Origin of the sequence: Enterobacter sp. BNK-34 (genome assembly GCF_048684445.1) — a bacterium.
In the GTDB taxonomy this organism is placed as follows: Bacteria; Pseudomonadota; Gammaproteobacteria; order Enterobacterales; family Enterobacteriaceae; genus Enterobacter; species Enterobacter pseudoroggenkampii.
Window position 1 is genome coordinate 1,050,824 of record NZ_JBLQUA010000001.1, and the last position, 18,221, is coordinate 1,069,044.

Genomic DNA, 18,221 nt, shown 5'->3' on the forward strand with positions numbered 1-18,221 from the left:
GTTCAAACCAGCCGGTTTTTCGCATCCGCAATCGCCTGCGCCACCTGCTTCGGCGACACGCCGCCCTTCGCGGCACGCTTGTCCAGACAGGACTGCAGCGCCAGAATCGGATACACATCATCCCCGATAACCGCGCTGAACTTCTGCAGATCGGCCAGCGTCAGATCTTCCAGCGGCTTGCCCTGACGAATCGCCTCGACCACCGCTTCACCGACAATATGGTGCGCCTCGCGGAACGGTACGCCCTTCGCCACCAGATAATCCGCCAGTTCGGTAGAGTTCGCATAGCCCTGCTGCGCCGCTTCCTGGCAGCGCGGACGTTTCACCTGAATGCCGTCCAGCACCAGCGCGCCCATGTGCAGGCAGTCCAGCCAGGTGTCGAGCGCGTCGAACAGCCCCTCTTTGTCTTCCTGCATGTCTTTGTTGTACGCCAGCGGCAGCCCTTTCAGGGTCATCATCATGCCGGTCAGCGCACCCTGCACGCGGCCACATTTCCCGCGGATCAGCTCCAGCGCGTCCGGGTTTTTCTTCTGCGGCATCAGGGATGAACCTGAGGTCACGCGGTCGGACAGCTCAACAAAGCCCGCTTCGCCGGAGTTAAAGAAGATCAGGTCTTCGGCAAAGCGCGACAGGTGCACCATACCGATAGACGCGTTAGAGAGCAGTTCCAGCACATGGTCACGATCGGAGACGCTATCCAGGCTGTTACGGGTAGCGGAGGCAAAGCCCAGCCAGCCTGCCAGCTGTTCACGGTCGATTTCGTAAGCGGTACCCGCCAGCGCGCCGCTGCCCAGCGGGCTGACGTCCAGACGTTTCAGGGTATCCTGCAGACGGCTTTCGTCACGCGCCAGCATCTCAACGTAGGCCAGACACCAGTGCGCAAAGGTCACCGGCTGGGCGCGCTGCAGGTGGGTATAACCCGGCATCACCGCGTCCTGGTTGTTCTGCGCGGTTTCCACCAGCGCGCTCTGCAGCTGACGGTTGGCCGCCAGCAGTTCGCCGACGGTATCTTTACACCACAGCTTCAGGTCGGTGGCGACCTGGTCGTTACGGCTGCGGCCGGTGTGCAGCTTTTTACCCAGCTGGCCGACCTTGTCGATCAGTTTGCCTTCCACCCAGCTGTGAATATCTTCGGCATCGCTCTGCAGGATTTGCTGCGGATCCAGACGCACCTCTTCCAGCAGATTGTTCAGCGCTTCTTCCAGCTGTAATTGTTCGTCTGCGGTCAGTACGCCTACCGTTACCAGCGCTTTGGACCAGGCCACAGAGCCGACAATATCCTGTTCGGCCAGGCGGTAGTCGAAGCGCAAAGAGTCGTTGAACTGTTTGAACCGCTGATCCGCTGCCTGTGTAAAACGCCCACCCCAAAGTGCCATAACATGCTTCCTTAATATCTTTGAATTTCATTGCCCGGTGGCGCTGCGCTTACCGGGCCTACAAAACATTAAATCGATTACGCTAAAATACGCGTGCCAATCGGCGTGCCGTTAAACAGCGCCGGGAGCTGCTCCGCGTGGCGCCAGGAGGCGATATCCACCGGGCGGCCCAGCGTGCGCGCGGCATCCAGCGCGGCGTTCACTTTGACGATCATGCCGTCGGTAATAATGCCCTGAGCAATCAGCTGCTCGGCTTTCTCAGCCGTCATTTCCGCAATGCGCTGGCCTTTACCGTCCAGAATACCGCTCACGTCGGAGAGCAGGATCAGGTCCGCGCCCAGCGTTGCCGCCAGCGCGGTCGCCGCCTGGTCAGCGTTAACGTTCATCAGCTCGCCCTCTTCGGTCACGCCGATGGAGCTCACCACCGGCAGGAAACCGCCTTCCAGCAGCGTGTTAATCAGCTTAGGCGAACCTGGCTGCGCCAGTCCAACGTGGCCGAGCTCTTCGTCGAGCTGGGTCACTTTTACGCTGTCGCCATCGCCCAGATAGAGGCCCACGGACGCGATATGGTGTTTCTTCGCCCACGCCAGCAGCGTTTTGTTCGCCGTACCCGCCAGCGCGCCGGTAATGATGCCAATCTGGTCAGCAGGCGTCACGCGCAGGCCGTTCTTCTTTTTCACCGGCAGGTTGAGCCCTTTCATCAGCTCATCCACCACGCAGCCACCGCCGTGCACAATCACCAGCGGACGTTGATGTGATTCGCGATAGTTCACCAGCGCGGTAAACAGACGCTCCAGCGCTTCTTCGCTGTCCAGCAGTACACCACCGAGTTTGATAATTAATGGGTTCATCATCACACCTTAAATAAGAGCCTGCGTTTCCGGGAAACCGAAACGAATATTTGCACACTGCATTGCCTGTGCGGCAGCGCCTTTCAGTAAGTTATCTTCTGCGGCCACCACGATGAGATGCTCACCCTGAACGGCAAAGCCGATATCGCAGAACGGCAGACCGACCACGTTTTTCAGCGCCGGCACGCCTTTGTCGTACAGGCGCACCAGCGGTTTATCCGCATACGCCTGCGTGAAGACCTCGCTCACCTGCTCTTTGGTCACGCCCGGTTTCAGGCGACAGGTGATGGTTTCGAGGATCCCACGCGGGAAGCTGCCCAGGTGCGGGGTGAAAATGACGTCCGCGCCCAGATGCGTCGTGATTTCAGGGTGATGACGGTGATTAAACACGCCATACGGCTGAAGGCTCACTTCGCAGAAGCTATTGGAGATCGCCGCCTTACGCCCTGCACCGCTCACGCCGCTGGTGGCGTTGATCACCGGCCACTGGTTCAGATCCAGCAGGCCCGCGTCGATCAGCGGCTTCAGGGAAAGCTGCGCCGCCGTCGGGTAGCAGCCCGGAACGGCAATCAGGTCCGCTTCTTTCAGTTTATCTGCGCTCCACTCCGCCAGGCCGTACACAGCTTTTTCAAGCAGATCAGGGTGCTGATGGGTGAAACCGTAATATTTTTCGTAGAACGCGCCGTCGTTAACGCGGAACGCGCCGGAGAGGTCGAAGACCACGCAGCCGGCCGCCAGAAACTGCGGCGCCAGGTCGTGGCTGACCTCATGCGCGGTGGCTAAAAACACCACGTCGACGCCGTCGGTAAACTCGCTGATGTCAGACATGGGCTGCAGCGGCAGATCGACCAGGCCCTTAAGCTGCGGATGCAAATCGGAAATTAACTTTCCTGCATCATTGCTTTGCGCTGACACGGTCAAAGCGGTTATGGTCATATGTGGATGGCGATTCACGTAGCTTACAAGCTCTGCGCCCGCATAACCGCTAGCGCCTACAATCAGCGTATTCAACATCGGGTTCCTTTATGCTCAACGTTAATGTATTTTTATTCACATTTATTGCATGAATATTGATACTATCACGACCTAAGGTGTGTCAACAATGAAAATGAACTTACCGCCATTTATCGAGATCTACCGCGCCCTGATTGCCACACCGTCTATCAGCGCAACGGAAGAAGCGCTGGATCAGAGCAATGAGTCTTTAATCAATCTGCTGGCGGGTTGGTTTAGCGATCTTGGGTTTAACGTTGAGGTTCAGCCCGTCCCCGGCACTCGCCACAAATTTAACCTGCTCGCCAGCACCGGAGCCGGTGCGGGCGGCCTGCTGCTGGCCGGTCATACCGACACCGTGCCGTTTGATGATGGCCGCTGGACGCGCGATCCGTTCACCCTGACCGAGCACGACAACAAGCTCTACGGTCTGGGCACCGCCGACATGAAAGGCTTCTTCGCCTTTATCCTCGACGCGCTGCGTGACGTGGACGTGACGAAGCTGAAAAAACCGCTCTACATTCTGGCGACCGCCGATGAAGAAACCAGCATGGCGGGGGCGCGCTACTTCTCTGAAAACACCTCGATTCGCCCGGATTGCGCCATTATCGGTGAGCCGACGTCTCTGCAACCGATCCGCGCGCACAAAGGCCATATTTCTACCGCCGTGCGCGTGCTGGGCCAGTCCGGCCACTCCAGCGATCCGGCGCGCGGCGTGAACGCCATCGAGCTGATGCATGACGCCATCGGCCGCATCATGACCCTGCGCGACGATCTGAAAGAACGCTATCACTACGAGGCGTTCACCGTGCCGTATCCGACCCTGAACCTCGGCAGCCTGCACGGGGGTGATGCCTCCAACCGTATCTGCGCCTGCTGCGAACTGCACATGGATATTCGCCCGCTGCCGGGCATGACCCTGAGCGATCTTGACGGCCTGTTGAATGAGGCTCTGGCCCCGGTGAGCGAGCGCTGGCCGGGTCGCCTGACGGTCTCCGAGCTGCATCCGCCGATCCCGGGTTATGAATGCCCGCCGGACCATCAGCTGGTTGAAGTTGTGGAAAAACTGCTCGGTGAGAAAACCGACGTGGTGAACTACTGCACCGAAGCGCCGTTTATTCAGACGCTGTGCCCTACCCTGGTCCTTGGCCCTGGCTCCATCAACCAGGCGCACCAGCCGGATGAATATCTGGAAACCCGCTTTATCAAACCCACCCGTGAACTGATTACCCAGGTTGTGCATCACTTCTGCTGGCATTAAAACCGCACCGAAGAGTCCCCTCTCCCTGTGGGAGAGGGTTAGGGTGAGGGCAACAAATCGCATGATCTCCGTCACATTCCCATAAGCATCTCTTATCTGACGCAATGCGAATTAAATTTCGTAAATTGCCCGCATTTATTCGTTTGCTGAACCGTTTTCGCAGCAATTGACGACGGGGGTTTTACGTGGCTTTATAAAGGGAGATGACAAAATAATGTCCAGAAGATTTTCGCCTGGGCATAAACAAAAATGATGGGGTGACTGGGTTTTTATGAACGAACAATATTCCGCGTTGCGTAGTAATGTCAGTATGCTCGGCAAAGTGCTTGGAGATACCATCAAAGATGCGTTGGGGGAGAACATCCTCGACCGCGTTGAAACCATCCGCAAGCTGTCTAAATCTTCCCGCGCCGGTAACGAGGCCAGTCGTCAGGAGCTGCTCACCACCTTGCAGAACCTCTCTAACGATGAGCTGCTACCCGTTGCACGCGCATTCAGCCAGTTCCTGAACCTGGCCAACACCGCTGAGCAATACCACAGCATTTCGCCAAACGGCGAAGCGGCCAGCAACCCGGAAGTCATTGCCCGCACCCTTCGTAAACTGAAAGACCAGCCAGACCTCAACGAAGCCACCATCAAAAAAGCGGTGGAGTCGCTTTCGCTGGAGTTGGTGCTGACCGCACACCCAACCGAAATTACCCGTCGCACCCTGATCCACAAAATGGTGGAAGTGAACAACTGCCTCAAGCAGCTGGATAACAAAGACATTGCCGACTACGAACGCAACCAGCTGATGCGCCGTCTGCGCCAGCTGATTGCCCAGTCCTGGCACACCGATGAAATTCGTAAGCATCGCCCAAGCCCGGTAGACGAAGCCAAATGGGGTTTTGCGGTGGTGGAAAACAGCCTGTGGGAAGGGGTACCGAACTACCTGCGCGAGCTGAATGAACAGCTGGAAGAGAACCTCGGCTACCGCCTGCCGGTTGATTTTGTTCCGGTGCGCTTCACCTCCTGGATGGGCGGTGACCGCGACGGCAACCCGAACGTGACCGCGGAAATCACCCGCCACGTCCTGCTGCTGAGCCGCTGGAAAGCGACCGATCTGTTCCTGAAAGATATTCAGGTATTGATCTCCGAGCTGTCGATGGTTGAAGCGACGCCAGAACTGCGCGCGCTCGCCGGCGAAGAAGGCGCCAGCGAGCCGTACCGTTTCCTGATGAAAAAGCTGCGTGGTCAGCTGATGGCCACTCAGGCCTGGCTGGAAGCACGCCTGAAAGGCCAGCGCCTGCCAAAACCAGAAGGCCTGCTCAGCCAGAACGAACAGCTCTGGGAGCCGCTTTACGCCTGTTATAAATCACTGCAGGCCTGCGGGATGGGTATCATCGCTAACGGCGAACTGCTCGACACCCTGCGTCGCGTGAAGTGTTTCGGCGTGCCGCTGGTGCGTATCGACGTACGTCAGGAAAGTACCCGTCATACCGAAGCGCTGGGCGAGCTGACCCGCTATCTCGGCATCGGCGATTATGAAAGCTGGTCCGAAGCTGACAAGCAGGCGTTCCTGATCCGCGAGCTGAACTCGAAGCGCCCTCTGCTGCCGCGCAACTGGGAGCCAAGCAACGAAACCCGCGAAGTGCTCAACACCTGTAAAGCGATCGTTGATGCGCCGAAAGGGTCGGTGGCCGCCTATGTGATCTCCATGGCGAAGACCCCGTCCGACGTGCTTGGCGTTCACCTTCTGCTGAAAGAAGCGGGAATCGACTACGCCCTGCCGGTCGCCCCGCTGTTTGAGACCCTCGACGACCTGAACAATGCCAACGACGTCATGAGCCAGCTGTTGAATATCGACTGGTACCGCGGCTTTATTCAGGGCAAACAGATGGTGATGATTGGCTATTCCGACTCCGCGAAAGACGCGGGCGTGATGGCGGCATCCTGGGCGCAATATCAGGCGCAGGACGCACTGATCAAAACCTGCGAGAAAGCCGGTATTGAACTGACCCTGTTCCACGGACGCGGTGGCTCAATTGGCCGTGGCGGCGCACCGGCGCATGCAGCGCTGCTGTCGCAGCCGCCGGGAAGCCTGAAAGGCGGCCTGCGCGTCACCGAGCAGGGCGAGATGATCCGCTTCAAATACGGCCTGCCGGAAGTGACCATCAGCAGCCTGTCGCTCTATACCAGCGCGATCCTGGAAGCCAACCTGCTGCCGCCGCCGGAGCCGAAAGCCTCCTGGTGCCATATCATGGACGAGCTGTCGGCTATCTCCTGCGATCTGTACCGCGGCTACGTGCGTGAAAACAAAGATTTCGTCCCTTACTTCCGTTCAGCCACCCCTGAGCAGGAGCTGGGTAAACTGCCGCTGGGCTCACGTCCTGCGAAGCGTCGCCCAACCGGTGGCGTAGAGTCTCTGCGCGCGATCCCGTGGATCTTTGCCTGGACGCAGAACCGCCTGATGCTGCCCGCCTGGCTGGGCGCCGGTGCTGCGCTGCAAAAAGTGGTGGAAGACGGCAAACAGAACGAGCTGGAAACCATGTGCCGCGACTGGCCGTTCTTTTCTACCCGTCTGGGGATGCTGGAGATGGTCTTCTCGAAAGCTGACCTGTGGCTGGCGGAATACTACGACCAGCGTCTGGTGAAACCTGAACTGTGGGCGCTGGGTAAAGAGCTGCGCGAACTGCTGGAAGGCGACATCAAAGTGGTGCTGGACATCGCCAACGACTCACATCTGATGGCGGACCTGCCGTGGATTGCAGAGTCTATTCAGCTGCGTAACATTTACACCGACCCGCTGAACGTCCTGCAGGCAGAGCTGCTGCACCGTTCGCGTCTGGCGGAAGAAGAAGGGAAAGAACCGGATCCGCGCGTTGAACAGGCGCTGATGGTGACGATTGCGGGCGTTGCGGCGGGTATGCGTAACACCGGCTAATGCTTTATGCCCGGCGGCGCTGCGCTTGCACGGGCCTACGTTAAGTAGGCCAGGTAAGCGTTAGCGCCACCCGGCAAATTTCGGTAGTCTCCTTATGCATTCCGATATCACCCAAATTTTGACTGACCTGGTGAACCGCACGTTACCGCTGGGTCAGATTCATTTCTCAGCGCTGGCTGAACAGCATCCCCGCACATATCCCTGCCTCCGTATTACCCTTGGTACCCCCAGCGAGGCGATTTTTTCTTTTTTTGGACAAATCACGCATCCTGCGCCTCACGTCATGAGCATACATTTCGGTAAGCAGCAGCTTACAATCGAGTTACAGCGTGACAATGTGCTCTTACAACAACTCCAGGTTGCCCGACGTGGTCCGCGAACGGGGGCTTTTCTTCTGCAAACGCTCACCGAATTACAGATGCAGCCTGAGGAACAAGACACAGCAAGGCTGGTAGTTTTAAGCCTGCTCAGCCACTGCCGGGATCTGCTTGGCAGTGAAATTCACACTGACAGCCGCAGCCGGGCACTGTTCGAAGCCGTTCGGAGCTATATCGAAGAAAATTATGCCTCTTTGTTAACTCGCGAATCCGTGGCACAGGCGTTCTACATCTCACCAAACTACCTTTCCCATCTATTCCAGAAAGTCGGCAGCGTCGGATTCAATGAATATTTAACAAAAACGCGCCTGGAACATGCGCGTCAGCTGCTGAAAGGCTACGATCTCAAAATTAAAGATATCGCCACACGCTGCGGATTTACGGACAGCAACTACTTTTGCCGTCTCTTTCGCAAGCACACCGAACGTTCCCCTTCCGAATATCGACGCCAGTACCACAGCCAGCTGATCGCCAAAAAGTAGCATTGTGATCGCTCTCTCACTTCTCTAAGGACATTACATTTGTCCAGTATTTGGCAAAATTGACCTGTATTCGCCGCACCTGGGTGCGCCGTATCCTTTATTCAACCTTTCTGACTTAAGGAAAAATAATGGAACTGTACCTAGATACCGCCAACGTGGCGGAAGTTGAACGTCTGGCGCGCATCTTTCCTATTGCGGGCGTCACCACCAACCCGAGCATCATCGCCGCCAGCCGCGAATCCATCTGGGACGTGCTGCCGCGTCTGCAAAAAGCCATCGGACCGGAAGGCACGCTGTTTGCTCAAACCATGAGCCGCGATGCCGAAGGCATGGTGGCGGAAGCCAAACGTTTGAGTAACGCCATACCGGACATCGTGGTGAAAATCCCTGTCACGGCTGAGGGCCTTACCGCGATCAAGGCGTTGAAAAAAGAGGGGATAACCACGCTGGGGACCGCCGTTTATAGCGCTGCACAGGGCTTGCTCGCCGCACTCGCAGGGGCGAAATATGTCGCGCCGTACGTAAACCGCGTTGATGCGCAGGGCGGTGACGGCATTCGCATGGTGCAGGAGCTGCAGTCTCTGCTGGAACTGCACGCGCCGGAAAGCAAGGTGCTGGCCGCCAGCTTCAAAACGCCGCGTCAGGCGCTGGACTGTCTGTTGGCGGGATGCGAGGCAATCACGCTTCCCTTAGACGTAGCGCAACACATGCTCGGCACGCCAGCGGTAGAGTCAGCCATAGAGAAGTTTGAGCAGGACTGGAAAAACGCGTTTGGTAACCTCAACCTCTAAGGGAGAACTGTTATGGACCGTATCATTCAATCGCCGGGGAAATATATCCAGGGCGCTGATGTGCTTACCCGTCTCGGCGACTACCTGAAACCCCTGGCCAATCGCTGGCTGGTGGTCGGCGATAAATTTGTGCTGGGTTTTGCCGAAGAGACCCTGCGTCAGAGTTTTAAAAAAGCCGAACTGCATGCCGAAATCGCGCCGTTTGGTGGTGAATGTTCACAAAATGAAATCGATCGCCTGAAAAAGCTGGCCGACAGCGCCGACTGCCTGGCAGTGCTGGGCATTGGCGGCGGTAAAACGCTGGATACCGCCAAAGCGCTGGCCCATTTCATGGACGTACCCGTCGCTATTGCGCCAACTATCGCCTCCACCGATGCGCCATGCAGCGCCCTTTCCGTCATTTACACCGACAGCGGTGAGTTCGATCGCTACCTGATGCTGCCTCACAACCCGAACATGGTTATCGTCGATACCAAAGTGGTAGCGGGTGCGCCGGCACGTCTGCTGGCCGCCGGGATTGGCGATGCGCTGGCGACGTGGTTTGAAGCACGCGCCTGCTCGCGCAGCGGTGCGACCACCATGGCGGGCGGCAAATGTACGCAGGCAGCACTCGCGCTGGCCGAGCTGTGCTACAACACGCTGGTTGAAGAGGGTGAAAAAGCCATGCTGGCGGCGGAACAGCATGTGGTTACACCGGCGCTGGAACGCATTATCGAAGCCAACACCTATCTCAGCGGCGTAGGCTTTGAAAGCGGCGGGCTGGCGGCAGCACACGCTATTCATAACGGCATGACGGCGGTGCCGGACGCGCATCACTTCTATCACGGCGAAAAAGTGGCGTTTGGTACGCTGACGCAGCTGGTACTGGAAAACGCGCCGGTAGAAGAAATAGAGACCGTCGCCGCGCTTTGTCACAGCGTTGGGCTGCCGATCACGCTGGCACAGCTGAACATCAAAGAGGATATTCCGGCCAAAATGCGTCTGATCGCGGAAGCGTCCTGTGCGGAAGGAGAAACCATCCACAACATGCCCGGCGGCGTAACGCCGGATCAGGTGTATGCGGCACTGCTGGTAGCCGACCAGTATGGGCAACGGTTCCTGCAGGAGTGGGAGTAAATAGCGTGAATAAAAATCCCCGCATCAGCGGGGATTTTTTTGCCCGTAGGCCGGGTAAGCGTTAGCGCCACCCGGCACAAGGGTTACTGCAGGTCAAACCGGTCCAGATCCATCACCTTCGCCCATGCGGCAACGAAGTCACGGACAAACTTCTCATGCGCATCATCGCTGGCGTAAACCTCTGCCAGCGCGCGCAGAACGGCGTTCGAACCGAAGACCAGATCGGCGCGGGTGGCGGTATATTTCACTTCACCGCTGGCGCGATCGCTTCCGGCAAACAGCTCATTGGATTCGTCGGTCGCCTTCCACTGCGTGTTCATGTCCAGCAGGTTCACGAAGAAATCGTTGCTCAGCACGCCCTCGCGGTCAGTGAACACGCCATTCTTGCTGCCATCAAAGTTGGCACCCAGCACGCGCAGGCCGCCGATCAGCACCGTCAGCTCCGGCGCGGTCAGCGTCAGCTGCTGGGCCTTGTCGATCAGCAGTGACTCCGTGGTGGACACATCCACCTGCGCACGATAGTTGCGGAAACCATCGGCAACCGGTTCGAGCAGGTTAAACATCTCGATATCCGTCTGATCCTGACGCGCATCCACGCGGCCTGGGGTGAACGGTACGGTGACGTACACGCCTGCGGCTTTTGCGGCCTGCTCAACGCCTACCACGCCCGCCAGCACGATGATATCGGCCAGTGAGGCTTTGTTGGTGGTGCGCTGAATAGCTTCCAGAGCCGGCAACGCGCGAACCGCCGCGGCGTTCACATCCCAGTCGCGCTGAGGCGCCAGCGCCAGACGCGCGCCGTTAGCGCCGCCACGCTTATCGCCACCGCGGAAGGTTGAAGCTGACGCCCAGGCAACGGAAACCAGTTCGCTCACGGACAGACCAGAGGCCACAATTTCCGCCTTCAGGCTTTCAATGTCTTCTTTCGACGGATTGAACACCGCCTGCGGCAGCGGGTCCTGCCAAATCAGATCTTCTTTCGGCACTTCAGGGCCGATGTACCGCGCTTTTGGCCCCATATCACGGTGGGTCAGCTTGAACCAGGCTCGCGCGAAGGCTTCGTTGAAGGCCTGCGGATCGTTCAGGAAGCGGCGGGAAATTTTCTCGAATTCCGGGTCAAAACGCAGCGTCAGGTCAGTGACCAGCATGGTCGGTTTGCGTTTTTTCGACGGGTCGAACGGATCGGGCATGATTTCCGGTGCATCTACGGCTTCAAACTGAATCGCCCCTGCCGGGCTGCGGGTCTGCACCCATTCGTATTTGAACAGGTTTTCGAAGAAGTAATTGCTCCACTGCGTCGGGGTTTGTGACCAGATGACTTCCAGACCGGAGGTAATGGCATCTGCACCCACGCCCGTGCCGAGCGTGCTCGCCCAGCCCAGGCCCTGCGCTTCAATTGGTGAGGCTTCCGGGTCGGTACCCACGTGGGTGGCTTCACCCGCGCCGTGAGTCTTGCCGAGGGTGTGGCCGCCTGCAATCAGCGCGACGGTCTCTTCATCGTTCATGCCCATGTTGCCGAAGGTCGCGCGAATCGCTGCCGCCGCTGACAGCGGTTCACCGCTGGCGTTTGGCCCTTCCGGGTTCACGTAGATCAGGCCCATTTCGGTGGCGGCCAGAGGACGCTTCGCCAGCGCTTCCGGATCGCGGTGGGTCAGCCAGGCTTTTTCATCACCCCAGTTCACGTCCAGATCCGGTTCCCAGACATCTTCACGCCCGGCACCGAAACCAAAGGTGCGGAAGCCCGAATTCTCCAGCGCCACGTTACCCGCGAGGATAAACAGGTCAGCCCAGGAAATTTTTTGTCCGTATTTTTGCTTGATGGGCCACAGCAGACGGCGCGCCTTATCCAGGCTCACGTTATCCGGCCAGGAGTTCAGCGGCGCAAAGCGCTGTTGACCGCGTCCTGCGCCACCGCGTCCGTCAACGGAGCGATAGGTACCCGCGCCATGCCAGGCCATACGGATAAACAGGCCCGCATAGCTGCCCCAGTCGGCAGGCCACCACGGTTGGGAGTCGGTTAATAGTGCTTTGAGATCGCCTTTCAGCGCGGAGTAATCAAGCTTGCTAAATTCTTTGCGGTAGTCAAAGTCTTCACCCAGCGGGTTCGAACGATTGGAATGTTGGTTAAGAAGATCGATGCGGAGTTGTTTTGGCCACCAGTCGCGGCTGCCTGTACCTGCGCCCGCGCTGTGATCGACGCCGCCCTGATGGAACGGGCATTTGCCGACTGATGCCGCTTTATTGGTTTCGTCTGACGTGCTCATCGCTATGCTCCCTTTTACAGTGTTACCGTTACGATATACGCCCTTGTTGATAAGGTATAGTTGAGATAACCCACAGATTCGATAGTTAAATCCGTTTAATTTCCCATGGAAAATACATGAGTTTTGTACGTCAAAGGCAGCATTGCTGATATGGCAGGAAAATAAAACCCTTATAAATCAAAAAACCCTCCGAAGAGGGCTCTTTTTTGTTACACGCCTGGTCTAACGCCGAGCGTGTGGCATATGGCGTAACTCATCTCAGCACGGTTCAGCGTGTAGAAGTGGAAATCCTTCACCCCTTCACGACTTAAGATCTTCACCATGTCCATCGCGATATTTGCGCCCACCAGCTTGCGTGTTTCCGGGTCATCGTCCAGCCCCTCGTACATTTTAGACATCCAGAGAGGAATACGCACATTGGTCATATCAGCAAATTTCTTCGCCTGTTTGAAGTTAGAGACCGGCAGAATACCTGGGATAATTTCAACGTCGATGCCCGCGGAGACGCAGCGGTCACGGAAGCGCAGATAGCTTTCTACATCAAAGAAGAACTGAGTAATGGCGCGGTTTGCGCCGGCATCCACCTTACGCTTGAGGTTAAGCAGATCGGCCTGAGCGCTTTTCGCTTCCGGATGCACTTCAGGATAAGCGGCCACGGAGATATCAAAGTCCGCCACCCCCTTCAACAGCCCCACCAGATCGGCGGCATACATGTCCGGCTTACCGCTCCCAGGAGGCAGGTCACCGCGCAATGCAACAATATGACGGATACCGTTATTCCAGTAATCCTGGGCGATGGCGCGCAGCTCGTCGCGGGTGGCGTCGATACAGGTGAGGTGCGGGGCCGCTTCGAGACCGGTGCGATCTTTGATGCCTTTAATGATGCTGTGCGTACGGTCACGCTCGCCGGAGTTCGCACCGTAGGTCACGGAGACAAACTTCGGTTTCAGGCTGCTGAGACGATCGATAGAGCTCCACAGGGTTTGCTCCATTTCACTGGTGCGCGGCGGGAAAAATTCAAAAGAGACGTTAATCTGGCCGTTTACTTCGGCCAGGCTCTGATTCAGTGCTTCCCGCTGGTTGGCGTGAAAAAAGCTCATACCTTACCTCTATCAATCGCGTGTCATTGTCTGTTGTGTTGTGAACTTCTATACGTTTAGACGTCCAGATGTAAAAATGACGGAAAAGCGGAGGGACGTCAATAGAAATAATCAACAATAACGGTGAGGTTTGCTCAGGGAATATGAGAAAAATTCAAGATGAGGGTGAGTGCGGTCTGATGCCCTCACCCTAACCCTCTCCCACAGGGAGAGGGAAATGCAGATGTTACAGCAGCTTAGCCAGACGGTTGATGTCGGACTGGATGGCCCCGGCGGTGACATCGCGCCCCGCGCCAGGACCGCGGATCACCAGCGGGTTATCGCGGTACCAGCGGCTTTCGATGGCGAAGACGTTATCGCACGGCAGCAGCGCCGCCAGCGGATGTTCAGGACGCACCGCCTCGACACCGACTCGCGCTTTTCCGTTGGCCTCGAAACGCGCCACGTAGCGCAGCACCAGCCCCATCTCGTTCGCCGCTTCCAGACGCTGCACCATTTGCTCGTTAAGTTCTTCTCCATTTTCAAAGAAATGGTCCACAGAGCCTTCTTCACAGCCGGCAGGCACCAGCGATTCGACGCGTACGGAATCCGGTTCGATGTCATAACCGGCTTCACGCGCCAGGATCACCAGCTTGCGCATCACGTCTTTACCGGAGAGATCAACACGCGGATCGGGTTCCGTTAAGCCCTGCTGCCACGCCTGATCCACCAGGTCGGTGAACGGAACGGTGCCGTCAAACTGCAGGAACAGCCAGGAGAGCGTGCCGGAGAAGATACCGCTCAGCGCCAGAATGCTGTCGCCGCTTTCAATCAGGTCCCGCACGGTGTGGTTAACCGGCAGCCCCGCACCCACGGTGGCGTTGTAGAGCCAGTGACGACCGGTTTTTTCAAACGCGTCGTGGATCTGACGGTATTTATCGGTGCTGCTCGCCCCCGCCAGCTTGTTCGCACTGATGACGTGGAAGCCGTGGCTGGCAAAATCAAGATACTGATCGGCAAGCTGTTCGCTGGCGGTCACGTCCAGCACTACCAGGTCATCGTAAGGGTGCGCGCGCATCCACAGGAACAGCGACTCTTCATCCTGCTCTACGGCTTCATCATTAAAGAAGGCAAGCGCGCGGCTGGCGTCCAGCCCTTCGTAGTTCAGCAGGCTGCGGCGGCTGTCCACTACGCCCGCGAGAATGAATTCGAACCCGGTACGCGCCGAGAGCGTGACCTGTTCGCGGGCGAACAGCTCCAGCCAGCGGGAACCGATGTTGCCTTTACCAAACAGCACCAGGCCGATGCGCTTTTCCGCGCGGAACAGGGAGGTGTGCAGACCCTGAATCAGGCTTTCGGTTGGCCCTTTGCGCAGAACGGCCACCAGGCTGATGCCCTCTTCCGACTGCCAGGTGAACTCCACCGGCTGGCCTTTCAGCTGCTGCCAGAAGCGGTGGCAGTGCAGCGGGTTACGGGTGACGCCCGCGCCCACCATCGCCACCAGCGCCAGCCCCTGACGCAGGCGAAGCTCGCCCGGCAGGCCCGCTTCATCCAGAATTTTCAGGGCGCTGTCCGCCACTTCAGCGGTATAGCAGAACTGCAGCAGCTGGCGGTCATTGTGGACGCCAACGGCCAGCGGGCGCACCTGAGCACGCTTTAACACCAGGTCGATCTCTTTATGCGCCAGTTTGAAGTCCTGGCCCGCAGGCACCTGGAACTCAATCAGGCAGATGTCGTCGTGGCTGGTGACAATACGCGCCCCGGTGCCGGACGCCAGTACGCGTTCAATACGGGTAGAGCCTTGATCCGGGGTGTAGCTGCAGCGCAGCTGGAGGTCGATATCGCTGCCGGAAACCGGCTGCAGCGTGCGCGCGTGCAGTACCGGCGCCGCCAGACGCGCCAGCTCGCTGGCTTCGTCGAGACGCAGCAGCGGCAGCAGACAGGCATCTTTCACTTTACGCGGGTCGGCGCTGTAAACACCGGCCACGTCGCTCCAGATGGTGACGCGGGACACGCCCGCCAGGGCACCGATTTGCGTTGCCGAGTAGTCGGAGCCGTTACGGCCCAGCAGCACGGTTTCACCCGCGTTGCTGCGGCTGATAAAGCCGGTAACCACAATACGTTTGCCCGGATGCTGCACCAGCAGCTGTTGCAGCAGCGGATAGGACAACCCTTCATCCACCTGCGGCTGCGCGGCGCGTTCGGCGCGCAGGAAATCACGCGCATCGAGCCAGGCCGCCTCCACGCCCAGGTGTTGCAGCACCGCGGCCATCAGGCGCGCGGACCACACTTCACCGTGGCCCACCACTTCGGCATACACCGCATCGGTGATCCCGCTGTCCAGCAGGGCGGCCAAACGCTCAAGGTCATGCGTGAAGGCGCTGATCAGCCCGTCCGCCACGTCCGCAGGCAGCAGGCCGGCAATCAGCTCGCTCTGGTAACGACGTAAGGACTGTTGCACCTGATGCGCAGAAAGGCGATCGGTCTGGCTCAGTTTCAGCCAGCTAATCAACTGGTTGGTGGTGCTGCCCGCCGCCGAGACAACCATCATGTCACCCGGCTGTGAATATTCCGTCATGATCCCTGCGACACGCAGGTAACATTTCACATCAGCAAGACTACTACCACCAAACTTGTGCAGCTGACGACCCTTCGCCCCTGCCTGCGCTATCACACTCATGATTACCCCTTGGCTGCGATCCGGAAGCCATTTTCCAGATCGGCAATTAAATCTTCAGAATCTTCAATACCGGTTGAGATCCGCAGCAGCGTCTCAGAAATCCCGGCGGCGGCACGTGCTTCCGGTGCCATACCTGCGTGTGTCATGGTCGCGGCGTGGGAGATCAAGCTTTCAACCCCACCTAAGGATTCCGCCAGCGTAAACAATGACAGCCCGCTCAGGAAGCGACGCAGCGTTTGCTCGTCACCGTCCAGTTCAAAACTTAACATCGCGCCAAACCCTTTCTGCTGGCGCGCGGCAATCTCGTGCCCCTGATTTTCCGGCAGCGACGGGTGATACAGCTTCTTCACCAGCGGCTGGGTTTTCAGGAAGTCGACAATCGCCTGAGCATTGCGCTGCGCCACGTCCATGCGCGGCGACAGCGTGCGGATACCGCGCAACAGCAGGTAGCTGTCGAAGGCGCCTGCGGTGACGCCAATATTATTGGCCCACCATGCCAGTTCGGTGACAACATCCGGATCTTTGGCAATCACCACGCCTGCTACCACGTCAGAATGGCCGTTCAGATATTTAGTGCATGAATGCAATACCAGATCGGCACCCAGTGCGAGTGGGTTCTGAAGGGCCGGACTGAGGAACGTATTATCCACTACACTTATCGCTCCCGCATCCCTTGCGAGCTGACAAATTTTCGCAATATCGACAACGCGCAACAATGGATTGCTTGGACTTTCTACCAGAACCAGCTTCGGTTTCTCTGCCAGCGCCTGTTTCAGCGCCTGTTCGTCGTTTTGATCGACAAACAATACGCGATAACAGCCGCGTTTCGCCAGGCTATCAAACAGGCGATAGCTGCCGCCGTAGCAATCGTGCGGCGCAACCAGCAGGTCACCTGGTTTCAGGAACACGGTGGTCACCAGGTGAATGGCGGACATCCCCGTATTGGTTAATACGGCGCCTGCGCCACCTTCCAGCTCGGCCAGCGCACGCTGGGTCACGTCACGCGTAGGGTTGCCACGACGCGAATAATCATGCGCGCGGGGTTCATTAAATCCGGTGAAGTTGTAGGTACTGGAAAGATGAATGGGCGGGACAACGCAGCCGTACTGCTCGTCATCATTTAATCCGCTACGCACTGCGATAGTGGCCTGTTTACGCGTCATGGTGAGGGCTTCCTGGCGAATGAGGTGAAAAGTCAGGCACCAGAGTAAACATTGAAAGTATGGACGTCAATACATCTGGACATCTAAACTTCTTTGCGTATAGATTGAGCAATGCGCAAATAGCCGTTAAAATTATATGCTTTAGTGCACGCTGCAGCGGCAATATCCGTGCCACGGTATCGTCTCTACGGTAAACTAGGCAAGATTGCGGTTCAAAACGAGTGGTTACAGGTTTTGCACCTTTAGATAAATGACTGAGAGGATTAAAGGTATCTCATGGCTGAATGGAGCGGCGAATATATCAGCCCATACGCTGAGCACGGTAAGAAGAGTGAACAAGTAAAGAAAATTACGGTTTCTATTCCTCTGAAGGTGTTGAAGATCCTCACCGATGAACGTACGCGTCGTCAGGTGAACAACCTGCGCCACGCGACCAACAGCGAACTGCTGTGCGAAGCGTTCCTGCATGCGTTTACCGGTCAACCGTTGCCGAACGATGAAGATCTGCGTAAAGAACGCAGTGATGAAATCCCGGAAGAGGCGAAGGTGATCATGCGTGAACTGGGTATTGACCCGGAGACGTGGGAATACTGAGAAGCGGATACAAAAAAGGCACCTTGCGGTGCCTTTTTTTCGGGAAACTTATTTAGCGCCCGGGATGCTGAAACGCTTGTTGAAGCGGTCAACACGGCCACCGGTTGCAACATCACGCTGCTTACCAGTGTAGAACGGGTGGCATTTGCCGCACACGTCCAGGTTCAGATCGTGACCCACGGTAGAGCGGATCTGGATAGAGTTACCGCAAGAACAGTTTGCAGTAATCATTTCGTATTTCGGGTGAATATCTTTTTTCATGGGAGAACCT

14 protein-coding genes are annotated in these 18,221 nt (G+C 57.5%); 6 read left to right on the plus strand and 8 right to left on the minus strand.

All coding sequences use genetic code 11. The features are described 5' to 3' along the window. Positions 1 to 2 precede the first annotated feature (2 nt). The 3 genes from argH to argC form a co-directional block, all read right to left on the minus strand. Positions 3 to 1,376, minus strand: a complete 1,374-nt coding sequence (gene argH, locus ACMGG5_RS05320; protein ID WP_148769931.1) for an argininosuccinate lyase — start codon at positions 1,374 to 1,376, stop codon at positions 3 to 5. Between the two features lie 77 nt (positions 1,377 to 1,453). Then, entirely contained in the window at positions 1,454 to 2,230 is a 777-nt protein-coding gene (argB, locus tag ACMGG5_RS05325) for an acetylglutamate kinase (RefSeq protein WP_208763347.1), read from the minus strand. Between the two features lie 6 nt (positions 2,231 to 2,236). Next, positions 2,237 to 3,241, minus strand: a complete 1,005-nt coding sequence (gene argC, locus ACMGG5_RS05330) for an N-acetyl-gamma-glutamyl-phosphate reductase (protein ID WP_024909174.1) — start codon at positions 3,239 to 3,241, stop codon at positions 2,237 to 2,239. Between the two features lie 88 nt (positions 3,242 to 3,329). Between argC and argE the strand changes: the two genes are divergently transcribed. From argE to gldA, 5 genes are all read left to right on the plus strand, one after another. Further along, positions 3,330 to 4,481, plus strand: a complete 1,152-nt coding sequence (argE, locus tag ACMGG5_RS05335; RefSeq protein ID WP_420277588.1) for an acetylornithine deacetylase — start codon at positions 3,330 to 3,332, stop codon at positions 4,479 to 4,481. Between the two features lie 271 nt (positions 4,482 to 4,752). Beyond that, positions 4,753 to 7,404: a phosphoenolpyruvate carboxylase gene (gene ppc / locus ACMGG5_RS05340; RefSeq protein WP_024909175.1), complete on the plus strand. Its 2,652-nt coding sequence runs from the start codon at positions 4,753 to 4,755 to the stop codon at positions 7,402 to 7,404. Between the two features lie 94 nt (positions 7,405 to 7,498). After that, positions 7,499 to 8,263, plus strand: coding sequence for a helix-turn-helix transcriptional regulator (locus tag ACMGG5_RS05345; protein WP_090420873.1), 765 nt, complete (start codon positions 7,499 to 7,501; stop codon positions 8,261 to 8,263). A 128-nt stretch (positions 8,264 to 8,391) separates the two neighbouring features. Further along, on the plus strand, positions 8,392 to 9,054 hold the full coding sequence (gene fsa / locus ACMGG5_RS05350) for a fructose-6-phosphate aldolase (protein ID WP_208763348.1): 663 nt from the start codon (positions 8,392 to 8,394) through the stop codon (positions 9,052 to 9,054). 12 nt (positions 9,055 to 9,066) lie between these two features. After that, positions 9,067 to 10,170 (plus strand): bifunctional L-1,2-propanediol dehydrogenase/glycerol dehydrogenase, encoded by a 1,104-nt coding sequence (gene gldA / locus ACMGG5_RS05355; RefSeq protein WP_008501794.1) that lies wholly within the window; start codon positions 9,067 to 9,069, stop codon positions 10,168 to 10,170. 83 nt (positions 10,171 to 10,253) lie between these two features. On the opposite strand, the gene katG is transcribed toward gldA, so the two are convergent. The 4 genes from katG to metB form a co-directional block, all read right to left on the minus strand. Beyond that, positions 10,254 to 12,434, minus strand: coding sequence for a catalase/peroxidase HPI (gene katG / locus ACMGG5_RS05360; protein WP_024909185.1), 2,181 nt, complete (start codon positions 12,432 to 12,434; stop codon positions 10,254 to 10,256). A gap of 209 nt (positions 12,435 to 12,643) precedes the next feature. Then, positions 12,644 to 13,534 carry a methylenetetrahydrofolate reductase gene (gene metF / locus ACMGG5_RS05365; protein WP_024909186.1) on the minus strand — a complete coding sequence of 297 codons (891 nt, stop codon included), beginning with the start codon at positions 13,532 to 13,534 and terminating at the stop codon, positions 12,644 to 12,646. 226 nt (positions 13,535 to 13,760) lie between these two features. Beyond that, positions 13,761 to 16,193, minus strand: coding sequence for a bifunctional aspartate kinase/homoserine dehydrogenase II (locus ACMGG5_RS05370; protein WP_024909187.1), 2,433 nt, complete (start codon positions 16,191 to 16,193; stop codon positions 13,761 to 13,763). A gap of 2 nt (positions 16,194 to 16,195) precedes the next feature. Continuing rightward, entirely contained in the window at positions 16,196 to 17,356 is a 1,161-nt protein-coding gene (metB, locus tag ACMGG5_RS05375; protein ID WP_045909121.1) for a cystathionine gamma-synthase, read from the minus strand. A 276-nt stretch (positions 17,357 to 17,632) separates the two neighbouring features. On the opposite strand from metB, the gene metJ reads away from it, so the two are divergent. After that, positions 17,633 to 17,950, plus strand: coding sequence for a met regulon transcriptional regulator MetJ (gene metJ / locus ACMGG5_RS05380; RefSeq protein WP_015966498.1), 318 nt, complete (start codon positions 17,633 to 17,635; stop codon positions 17,948 to 17,950). 48 nt (positions 17,951 to 17,998) lie between these two features. Here metJ and rpmE read toward each other — a convergent pair whose 3' ends face one another. Continuing rightward, positions 17,999 to 18,211 carry a 50S ribosomal protein L31 gene (gene rpmE / locus ACMGG5_RS05385; protein WP_003862040.1) on the minus strand — a complete coding sequence of 71 codons (213 nt, stop codon included), beginning with the start codon at positions 18,209 to 18,211 and terminating at the stop codon, positions 17,999 to 18,001. Positions 18,212 to 18,221 lie beyond the last annotated feature (10 nt).